A 9992-nucleotide genomic window follows, 5' to 3' on the forward strand; every position below is an offset into this window, starting at 1 on the left:
CTCGGTGCCCTGATCAATGTGGAAATGGCCCGGCGACCTCCGGGCCGTAGTACCCGCTTAGGCAGGGGCTGAGTCAGCGGGGCTGGCGGGGAATCTCCTCCACCCGGGTGGCGATGTCCTCGTCGGCCTCGTAGAGCGTCTCGAGTTCCCTGGCCGCTTCCTGAATGGTCTGCCGCTGCTGCTTCTCGTTGCCGAATACCTCCAGCTGGCGCATCAGCGCCTCCTCGTCGTGGGGGCGGAAGGTGTCGATGGTATGCTGGGCCTGTTGCGGGGGAATGCCCAGGCCGATCAGGGCGTCGCGGGTCAGTTCGAGACTGGCCGGGAGCAACTCGCGCACGATATGAGTGACCCCGGCTCGCATCAGCAAGTGGGCATGGTAACGGTTGCGGGCCCGGGCATAGAGCTTGAGGTGCGGAAACTGGCGGCGGACCTGCTCGACGATGCGCATGGAGGCCTCCGTATCGCCCACCGCCACCACCATCACCCTGGCCTTTTCCGCGCCGGCGGCCTTGAGCAGGTCGATACGCGAGGCATCCCCGTAATAGACCTTGTTGCCGTAGCGGCGCACCACCTCGACCTGGTCGGCGTTGATGTCGAGCACCGTGTAGGGGATCTTCAGCCCCTGAAGGGCCCGCCCCATGATCTGCCCGAAGCGACCGAAGCCGGCAATGATGATCTGCGGGGACTCGTCGGTGGGGCTGTCGAAGGCCGGCTTGGGCCGGCGCGAGACGAATAGCTGTCGGATGCCGCGCACATGAAGCTGGAAGAGCAGCGGCGTGGTCGCCATGGACAGCGAGATCACCAGGATCAGCAGGCTCATCAGGCCCTGATCGAGCAGGGCGGCAGTCGCGGCGGCGGTGAGCAGCACGAAGCCGAACTCGCCACCCTGTGACAGCAGCACGGACAGGTTGCTGGCCTCCTTCCAGTTGTTGCGATAGAGCCTGGCCGCGATCAGCATGGTCAGGGCCTTGAGGCCGACCAGGCCCAGCGTCAGGCCGATCACGATCAGGGGCATCTCGGCCAGCAGGCCGATCTGTGCCATCATGCCCACCGCCATGAAGAAGAGCCCCAGCAGCAGGCCCCGGAAGGGCTCGATATCGGCCTCGATGTTGTGACGATATTCCGAGTCGGCGAGCAGCACGCCGGCGATGAAGGCGCCCAAGGCCATGGAGAGCCCGGCCAGTTCCATCAGCAGGGCGGCCCCGATCACCACCAGCAGGACGGTGCCGGCGAAGACCTCGCGGCTGCGCGTGGCGGCGGCGTAGTGGAACAGCGGCCGCAGCAGGTAGTGACCGCCGACGATCAGCCCGGAGAAGGCTCCGGCGGCAATCAGTAACTCGGCGAGCAGGGGTATCAGCCCATTGGCCAGCAGCGAGTCGGCGGCCAGGATGGGGATGATCGCCAGCACCGGGATCGCCGCCAGGTCCTGGAACAGCAGCAGGGCGAAGGCATTGCGCCCGTGCCGGGTCTGGAGTTCCTTGCGTTCACCGAGCAGCTGGAGCACCAGGGGTGTGGAGCAGAGCCCCAGGCTGAAACCCACCACCAGCGCCGCTGCCGGAGGGAGGCCCAGCCACCAGGCGGCCAGGGAAAGCAGGCCGGTGGTCACCGCCACCTGGAGACTGCCGAAGCCGAAGACGGCCTTGCGCATCACCTTGAGGCGCGAGGGCTTGAGTTCCAGACCGATGACGAAGAGCAGGAAGACGATACCTACCTGGGCGAACTGCAGCACCGCCTCGGCATCGGCCACCAGGCCCAGTACGGAGGGACCGATGACCACCCCGGCGGCCAGGTATCCCAGCACCTCGCCCAGCCCCAGGCGCTTGAACACCGGTACGATCAGCACCGCCGCCGCGAGGAAGATCAGGGCGTTGAGCAGCAGGTCGGTGGCCAAGGGTGACTCCTTTGATCTGCCGGTGAGAGAAGTGGGGTCAGCTGCCTATTCTACCCCGCTCGGCCCAGCATCCCCAGATGACCTGTCGTGATAGTCGAGCTGTTACCATACGGCCTCACGATTCATGGAGAACTCGAATGCTGGACCTGACGCAGACGCCGATCACCCTGGCATTGCTGGTAGCCAACATCGTGCTCAGTCTTTATGTGCTGTCCCGGGGGCCTGGGCTCATCAGCCGACTCGCCTTTCGTCCCGAACGGATCCTGCGCCACGGCGAGGTCTATCGGTTGTTCACGGCCGGTTTCGTGCATGTCAATGGCCTGCACTTGCTGGTCAACATGATCACCCTCTACTTCTTCGGTCCCTGGCTGGAGATCGCTCTGGGTCCGATAGGCTATCTGATCCTCTATTTCGGTTCCGAGATCGCCGCACACGGCCTGTCACTCGTCATCCAGCGACGAAATGCTCGATATTCTGCTGTCGGTGCCTCGGGCTCCATCAGTGGTGTGCTCTTTGCCTTCTGTCTCTACGAGCCTTTCCGCCTGCTCTATCTCTTCTTCGTGATCCCCATCCCCGCCTTCGCCTTTGCCATCGGGTTCGTGGCGATTTCTGTCATGGCGATGCAGAAACGCGGGCCGCATCAGGTCGGCGGGTTGGCCCATGAGGCTCACTTGGGGGGTGCGCTGGGCGGTGTCGTGATAACACTGCTGCTGGACCCGGGGGTATTGCCTCGGTTGTGGCAGCAATTGGGCGGATGACAGGATTCAGCGGATCCTTGAAAATAATTCCCACCGGGCGCAGGACGCCCAGTTGCAACTAGAGGTTAACCTGATGCAGCTCAATGCCGATTTCCACCAGAGAGCGGTGGTCACCCCCGATCAGTACCACTGGGTGGCGTCTCCCATGCCGGGTGTGGAGCGCATGATGCTGGACCGCGTCGGCGATGAGGTGGCCCGCGCCACCTCTCTGGTGCGCTATGCACCCAACAGCACCTTCCCGACCCACGAACACGGCGGTGGCGAGGAGATCCTGGTGCTGGAGGGCGAGTTCGCCGATGAGCATGGTCGCTACTCCGCGGGCCACTACCTGCGCAACCCGATCGGGTCTGCCCATGCCCCGCGGGTCGGGGAGACGGGGGCACTGATCTTCGTCAAGCTGCACCAGTTCTCGCCGGCCGATACCGACCAGAAGGTCATCGACACCCGTGCCGGGTCATGGCGCCCCGGTCTGGTAGACGGGCTCGAGGTGCTGCCGCTGCATGACATCGAAGGTGAGCATGTGGCGCTGGTGCGCTGGGCGCCGAACACCCGCTTCCAGACTCACGCCCACTGGGGCGGTGAGGAGATCCTGGTTCTCGAGGGCACCTTCCACGACGAGCATGGTGCCTATCCGGCCGGCAGCTGGCTGCGCAGTCCCCATCGCAGCCAGCACACTCCCTTCACCGGGGAGGACGGCGCGCTGATCTACGTCAAGGTCGGGCACATGCTGCCCGGGTGAGGAATCCCTCGCCCGCTGCCGTCACTGACAAGTCTTCACCGGCCGTGATGGTGTCAATGACGACTTCTGCGGTTACCCTATATCTGACGGCATTCCGCCGCCTGGACTAGGGAGAGGTCGAATGGGTATTGAAGTGGTTGGCTCGATCATCTGGTTGCTGCTGGGTCCCAAGGGATAGCGGGCTTGCATCCGTCAAGTGTCAGTCATCGGGTCGTCTTCGGGCGGCCGATGTCATTCGGAAAGCGGATTATCCACAAAGGGGTTGTCCCGGGGCTCGCTCCGGTCGCACTTCACGCAGGATAGCTTCAGGCCCAGGCGTGAGCGTCGACCGGCCGCGGTAGTCACCCAGGGCCGCTCCGTCCAGGGTGGCTGATGGCGGACATGCTGATTGTGGCCACAGGCCAGCTCGGCCACCCAGTGGCCTTCGTCGTCGCGATGGTAGCCGATGATAGGTTGCTGCATGGGCAGGAACAAAGACTCACTTGATGACACTCTTGCGCTCGCTCATGGCTTGAGCCTCCTTGGTCGGCCCGGTATATGCAGTGTTTCCAACGGTAGCCCGCGTCGGTCAGATATTCAATCCCCGCCTGTCGCCGATCTGCAATGGGCAGGCGCGATCGTCGTTTTCGGGTATCCTTTAACCAATGGCGGCTGCCGAGGCTTGTTGGCCGTCGGCCTGTCACTTTTACCTGCCGGTCAGGATGGATACAGAGGATGGACGAGAGTTTGAAACTTCAGGAACAGGACCATGTGTTGATCATCGAGGACGATGAGCGGCTGGCCGAGTTGACCCGCGATTACCTCACGGCCAACGGCTTTCGCGTCTCGATCGAGGCCGATGGTGCCCGTGGTGTCGAACGGATACTGGCATTGCAGCCGGATCTGGTGATCCTCGACCTGATGCTGCCCGGGGAGGATGGCCTGTCGATCTGTCGCCGGGTACGTCCCGACTATCCCGGCCCCATCATGATGCTGACCGCCCGCACCGACGACATGGATCAGGTGCTGGGCCTGGAAATGGGCGCCGATGACTATGTCTCCAAGCCGGTCCAGCCCAGGGTACTGCTGGCCCGAATGCGGGCCCTGCTGCGACGCACCGACATCATCGAGCCCGAGGGAGGTGCGCGCCTTGCCTTCGGTAACCTGGATATCGACAGTGCCACACGCGAGGCCTGGCTGAGTGGTAAACGCATCGATCTGACCAGTGCCGAGTTCGACCTGCTGTGGCTACTGGCGAGCAATGCCGGGCGGGTCCTGACCCGCGAGGAGATCTTCTCCCAGCTGCGGGGCATCCGTTATGATGGCCAGGATCGCTCCATCGACGTGAGGGTGTCGCGAATCCGCCCCAAGATCGGCGACGATCCCAACCAGCCGCATCGCATCAAGACGGTTCGCAGCAAGGGCTATCTCTTCGTCAGGGATAGCTGAGCCATGCGGCGTTCCCTGGCCGACAGCACCTTCCTGCGTGTCTATGTGCTCCTGGCTCTGGCGCTGCTGTTGACCTTCGGCCTGGCCCTGATCGGTCTGGCCATGGTCGATCAGGTGCGGCGCGAACACTACCGCGAGCAACTCGCCCAGGCGCCCATGCAACTCCTGGTGGAGGTTCTCGTGGACCTTCCCGAGCAACAGCGAATCCCTTGGTTGGAGCAGCACTCCGAGCAACTGGACATGGCCATGACGCTCTATCCCGCCGATGCCATCTCCCTGAACTATTTTGAACGCACCCGTCTGACAAACGGCCGGGTGCTGGTCAAGTCCCGTGGTGACCATGGCTGGCGCCTCCAGCAGTTGCTGCCGGGCAGTGACCAGTTGCTGGAGGTGCACCTGGCGGGGCTCAGCGAGCAGCAACTGCACGGCTTGACCGAGCTTTTCGGCGACTGGCTGTCCGGCGTCCAGGGCCAGGAGCGTCAACGGCGTTTGCAGCGGGTCGCTCGAGGCAGCATCCCGGTCGAGCTCAGCGACCGGGTGCCGGAAGGTCTCTATCCCCGCCAGATGTCACGGCTGGAGGAGGGCGAGGTGGTGATCCGGCTGTTGCCGGGGCGCTGGTCGATGTCGATGTTTCTGCGTCTCGAGGGTCCGGACACCTCTGTCCGCTGGCTGGTCATCGGCCCGGTGACGGCCTTCGAGCCCATGCCGGGAGCACTTCAGCTGTTCCTTCTTTTCATCCTGCTGGGCGTTCTGGCGGTGACCATCTACCTGATTGTGCGGGGGGTGGAGGCGAGGGTGGCGCGACTCGAGCTGGCCGCGACGCGTATTGCCGGTGGGCGTCTGGATACCCGAGTCAAGGTCGAGAGCAGTGATTTCCTGGGGCGACTGGGCATGGCCTTCAATGGCATGGCGACCCAGGTGCAGTCGCTGTTGCGCGCCCAGCAGGACATGATCCGGGCCGTGTCCCATGAATTGCGCACCCCGGTGGCGCGTATCCGCTTCGCCGTCCAGATGGTCGAGGACATGACCGATGACGCGCCGATTCGACGTCAGCTGCGGGGTATCGACGGCGACATCGACGAGCTCGACGGCCTGATCGACGAGATCCTGACCTATGCGAGGCTGGGGAGTGAGTCCGCCAATGGCATGGAACTCGAACTCACCCTGGTGGACTGCCGCGCCATGGCTGAGCGAGTGATCGATGCCCTGAGTCCACTCCATGGCCACCTGCGGATCGAGCTCGCCGACGGGGATGAGGTCGAGGTCAAGGCCGAATCGCGTTACCTGCAACGGGCCTTGCAGAACCTGGTGGCCAATGCCTGTCGTCATGCGAGGTCCAGGGTGGTGATCCGCCTCCATGGGGAGGCCCGACTGGTCCGCCTGGACGTGGAAGATGACGGCCCCGGCATCCCCCCCGCGGAGCGCCTGCAGGTCTTCAAGCCCTTCGCCCGGCTGGACGACAGTCGCACGCGTCGTTCGGGCGGGTATGGTCTGGGCCTGTCCATCGTGCAGAAGGTGATGACCTGGCATGGCGGCAGCGCCTCGGTCGACGAAAGCCCCACCCTGGGTGGCGCGCGCTTCACCCTGTTGGTGTCCCGACGCCTGACTACGCCGGCTTGATGCTCTCGAGCACCGCGAAGGATGTCTCCCGGGCGGTACGCAGGAAGTCCTGCATCCAGGGTGCCTCTCGGGTCTCCTCGCGGATGGCGGCGAAGAGTGTGCTCCAGACCCCCGTTTCGCCCAGCGGCACTGCGCGGACATAATGGCGCTCCAGGTACTCTGTGAGTGCCCAGTTGGGTAGTGCGCAGACGCCCCGGCCGCTGGCGACGAGCTGCATCATCATGATGGTCAGCTCGGCCGTGCGCAGTTCACTCGGGCGTACCCCGGCGGGGTCGAGGAACTGGGTGAAGACGTCAAGGCGGGCGTGTTCCACCGGATAGGTGATAAGAGTCTCCTCGGCCAGGTCTTGCGGAGTGACGAAGGACTTGCCGGCGAGCCGGTGCTGGCGGCCGACTGCCAGGAGCCCCTCATAGCGAAAGAGGGGTTCGTAGAAGATGCCCGCCAGTGGTTGGGGGTCGGCGGTGATCACCAGGTCGAGCTGTTCCCGGGCCAGGGCCGGCAGGGGATCGAAGTGGTAGCCATCGGGGATGTCGATCTCCACCTCCGGCCAGTGGTCGCGGAAGTGGTCGATGGTCGGCATCAGCCACTGGAAGCAGCTGTGGCATTCGATGGCCATGTGCAGGCGTCCCTGTTCGGTGCCGGCCAGCCGGGCCAGGTCGCGTTCGGCCATGCGGACCTGGGGCAGTACCTGTTCGGCAAGGGTAAGCAGCCGTTGCCCGGCTCGGGTGAAGGCCACCGGTCGGGTCTTGCGCATGAACAACTGGCTGTCCAGTCGTTCCTCTAGATCCTTGATCTGGTGGGAAAGGGCCGATTGGGTCAGGTGAACCCGTTCGGCGGCCTCGACCAGAGAACCGGCATCGCGTAGGGCAACCAGGGTGCGCAAGTGGCGAAGTTCGAGCATTCGAGTGAGCCTGATTCATCTTAAAGATGTGAAAGTTTAGTTTGATGCACACTCCCTGGCCAGCGATACTTCCCTGCATCATTCATGCAGAAAGGACGTCATCATGACGCTGGCTCATGTCATCGGCTATCCGCGCATCGGCGCGGATCGCGAACTGAAGCGCGCCACCGAGGCCTACTGGCAGGGAACGCTCGACCAGGAGGCCCTCGAGGCCACCGGGCGCGCCCTGCGCCTGACGAACTGGACGGCTCAGCGCGAGGCCGGACTCGACCTGGTGACGGTGGGCGACTTCGCCTTCTACGATCAGGTGCTCGACGTCTCGGTGCTGCTGGGGGCGGTGCCGGCCCGGTTCGGTGCCGAGGACGAGGTGGCAGGCGGCGAGGTGTCGCTGGATACCGCCTTTCGCATGGCCCGGGGACGGGCCCCCAGTGGCGAGCCGGCCGCGGCCTGCGAGATGACCAAGTATTTCGATACCAACTACCACTATCTGGTGCCCGAGCTGCATGAGGGACAGGCCTTTCGCCTGGCCAGTTCGGCACTGTTCGACCAGGTCGACGAGGCACTGGCGGCTGGCCATCCGGTCAAGGTGACCTTGATCGGGCCGCTGACCTGGCTCTGGCTGGGCAAGGTCAGGGGCGAGCCGTTGCCAGACGATGAGTTCGACCGCCTGGCTCTGCTGGAGGCACTGTTACCGGTCTATGGCGAGATCCTCGAACGGCTTGCCGGACAGGGCGTGGCGTGGGTGCAGCTCGACGAGCCGGCGCTGGTGCAGGACCTGCCCCGCGCCTGGCGACAAGCCTATGAGCGTGCCTACCACGTGCTCGGAAGCGCCCCGGTCAAGCTGCTGCTGGCCAGTGTCTACGGCGGCCTGGGCGACAATCTCGGTCTCGCCGTGACGCTTCCGGTGGCGGGGCTGCACATCGACGTGGTGAGTGCCCCTGACCAGCTGGAGACGGTGCTGGACCGCCTGCTGCCCCACAAGGTGCTCTCGGTGGGTGCCATCGACGGGCGCAACATCTGGCGGGCCGACCTGGCCCGGCTACGCGAGGGCCTGGTGGAGGCACACCGGCGCCTGGGCGAGCGGCTATGGCTGTCGGCGTCCTGTTCCTTGCTGCATGTGCCGGTGGATCTCGACAACGAGCGCGAGCTTGCCCCGCAACTGAAACGCTGGCTGGCCTTCGCACGCCAGAAGCTCGACGAGATCGTGACCCTCGCCCGGCTGCTCGATGGTCGCGACACGCCATGCGAGCGCGAGCGGCTCGAGGCCGCCAGCCTGGCGCTGCAGGCCCGCCGCGAGGCCACGCAACTGCATCGCCCCGCGGTGGCCGAGCGGCTGGCCGGCGTGACGGCGGCCGATACCCTGCGCCGGCGTCCCTTTGCCGAACGGGCCCTGGCCCAGCAGCGCCATCTCGCCCTGCCGTTGTTTCCCACCACCACGATCGGCTCCTTTCCCCAGACCGGCGAGATCCGCGCCGACCGGCGCGCCTTCAAGGCCGGCGACCTGCCGGCCGAGGCCTACGAGGCGCGGATGCGCGAGGAGATCGCCCGGGGGGTAGCCCACCAGGAAGCGCTGGGCATCGACATGCCGGTGCACGGCGAGCCGGAACGCAACGATATGGTCGAGTACTTCGGCGAACAGCTCGAGGGCTATGCCTTCACCCGCTTCGGCTGGGTGCAGAGCTACGGGACGCGCTGCGTCAAGCCGCCGATCCTCTTTGGCGACGTCAGCCGGCCCGGCCCCATGACGGTGCGCTGGAGCGAGTACGCCCAGTCGCTCACCGACCGGCCGATGAAGGGCATGCTCACCGGGCCGGTCACCATGCTGCAGTGGTCCTTCGTGCGCGACGACCAGCCCCGGGAGACGACCTGCCGGCAGATCGCCCTGGCGCTGCGCGACGAGGTGCTCGACCTCGAGGCGGCGGGCATCCGCGCCATCCAGATCGATGAGCCGGCGCTGCGCGAGGGGCTGCCGCTGCGCCGCGCCGCGTGGCAGGGCTACCTCGACTGGGCCGTCGAGTGCTTCCAGCTGGCGGCGGCGGGCGTGCGTGACGAGACGCAGATCCACACGCACATGTGCTATTCGGAGTTCAACGACATCATCGCCTCCATCGCGGCGCTGGATGCCGATGTCATCACCATCGAGACCTCGCGATCGGACATGGAGCTGCTCGATGCCTTCCAGGACTTCGCCTATCCCAACGCCATCGGCCCGGGCGTCTACGATATCCACTCGCCGAACATTCCCGAGGTGGCCTGGATGGTGGCGCTGATGGAGAAGGCCGCCGAGCGCATCCCGGTCGAGCGACTCTGGGTGAACCCTGACTGCGGTCTCAAGACTCGCGGCTGGGCCGAGGTGGAGCTGGCCCTGGCCAACATGGTCGAGGCGGCGCGGGTGCTGAGGCGTCGCCATGGCTGATGCCAAGCGTTGAGCCGGGAGCCGGCGCGCAGGGGCGGGACGGCTGGTATGCTGGTGGTTCAGGGAACATCGCCGACACGCAAGGAGCCTTCATGTCTCGTCACACCGCTTCCGCCGCCCGTCTCCTGGTCCTGCTGGGGGCGGCCTTGCTGCTGGCCGGCTGCGCCGCCACCCCGGACGGGGTGACGACGCGCCCCGAGATCGCCGATATCGGGGCGCCCCGCGAGGAGGGAGGGGCC

General features: G+C 65.5%; 8 protein-coding genes. 5 read left to right on the top strand and 3 right to left on the bottom strand.

Going from position 1 to position 9992, the window contains the following annotated elements:
• Positions 1 to 73: 73 nt before the first annotated feature.
• Entirely contained in the window at positions 74 to 1891 is a 1818-nt protein-coding gene (locus tag ACESMD_RS07220; RefSeq protein WP_372611724.1) for a monovalent cation:proton antiporter-2 (CPA2) family protein, read from the bottom strand.
• Positions 1892 to 2028: 137 nt separating this feature from the next.
• Here ACESMD_RS07220 and ACESMD_RS07225 point away from each other — a divergent pair, with 137 nt between their 5' ends.
• Together ACESMD_RS07225 and ACESMD_RS07230 are read left to right on the top strand one after the other, a co-directional pair.
• A complete protein-coding gene (locus tag ACESMD_RS07225) occupies positions 2029 to 2649 on the top strand; it encodes a rhomboid family intramembrane serine protease (protein ID WP_372611726.1) in 621 nt (206 codons plus the stop codon).
• A 73-nt stretch (positions 2650 to 2722) separates the two neighbouring features.
• A complete protein-coding gene (locus ACESMD_RS07230) occupies positions 2723 to 3388 on the top strand; it encodes a cupin domain-containing protein (RefSeq protein WP_372611735.1) in 666 nt (221 codons plus the stop codon).
• 231 nt (positions 3389 to 3619) lie between these two features.
• On the opposite strand, the gene ACESMD_RS07235 is transcribed toward ACESMD_RS07230, so the two are convergent.
• On the bottom strand, positions 3620 to 3850 hold the full coding sequence (locus ACESMD_RS07235; protein WP_372611728.1) for a DUF3565 domain-containing protein: 231 nt from the start codon (positions 3848 to 3850) through the stop codon (positions 3620 to 3622).
• 252 nt (positions 3851 to 4102) lie between these two features.
• Here ACESMD_RS07235 and ACESMD_RS07240 point away from each other — a divergent pair, with 252 nt between their 5' ends.
• Both ACESMD_RS07240 and ACESMD_RS07245 read left to right on the top strand, forming a co-directional pair.
• The gene (locus tag ACESMD_RS07240) at positions 4103 to 4816 is read left to right on the top strand and encodes a winged helix-turn-helix domain-containing protein (protein WP_372611729.1); all 714 of its coding nucleotides are present in this window, start codon (positions 4103 to 4105) and stop codon (positions 4814 to 4816) included.
• Between the two features lie 3 nt (positions 4817 to 4819).
• Positions 4820 to 6436, top strand: coding sequence for an ATP-binding protein (locus ACESMD_RS07245; RefSeq protein WP_372611730.1), 1617 nt, complete (start codon positions 4820 to 4822; stop codon positions 6434 to 6436).
• Here ACESMD_RS07245 and ACESMD_RS07250 read toward each other — a convergent pair.
• Positions 6423 to 7337 (bottom strand): LysR family transcriptional regulator, encoded by a 915-nt coding sequence (locus tag ACESMD_RS07250; protein ID WP_372611731.1) that lies wholly within the window; start codon positions 7335 to 7337, stop codon positions 6423 to 6425. The genes ACESMD_RS07245 and ACESMD_RS07250 overlap by 14 nt on opposite strands.
• Before the next feature lie 103 nt (positions 7338 to 7440).
• On the opposite strand from ACESMD_RS07250, the gene metE reads away from it, so the two are divergent.
• Complete coding sequence (gene metE, locus ACESMD_RS07255; protein WP_372611733.1) at positions 7441 to 9753, top strand: 5-methyltetrahydropteroyltriglutamate--homocysteine S-methyltransferase; 2313 nt, start codon at positions 7441 to 7443, stop codon at positions 9751 to 9753.
• Positions 9754 to 9992: the final 239 nt, after the last annotated feature.

The organism is Halomonas sp., assembly GCF_041689495.1.
GTDB lineage: Bacteria > Pseudomonadota > Gammaproteobacteria > Pseudomonadales > Halomonadaceae > Halomonas.

Bases quoted from the DNA above. Each gene is read 5' to 3' on its own strand.
- ACESMD_RS07235 (WP_372611728.1), bottom strand. From the start codon at position 3,850: ATGCAGCAACCTATCATCGGCTACCATCGCGACGACGAAGGCCACTGG.
- ACESMD_RS07245 (WP_372611730.1), top strand. From the start codon at position 4,820: ATGCGGCGTTCCCTGGCCGACAGCACCTTCCTGCGTGTCTATGTGCTC.
- ACESMD_RS07225 (WP_372611726.1), top strand. From the start codon at position 2,029: ATGCTGGACCTGACGCAGACGCCGATCACCCTGGCATTGCTGGTAGCC.
- ACESMD_RS07250 (WP_372611731.1), bottom strand. From the start codon at position 7,337: ATGCTCGAACTTCGCCACTTGCGCACCCTGGTTGCCCTACGCGATGCC.
- metE (WP_372611733.1), top strand. From the start codon at position 7,441: ATGACGCTGGCTCATGTCATCGGCTATCCGCGCATCGGCGCGGATCGC.
- ACESMD_RS07230 (WP_372611735.1), top strand. From the start codon at position 2,723: ATGCAGCTCAATGCCGATTTCCACCAGAGAGCGGTGGTCACCCCCGAT.
- ACESMD_RS07240 (WP_372611729.1), top strand. From the start codon at position 4,103: ATGGACGAGAGTTTGAAACTTCAGGAACAGGACCATGTGTTGATCATC.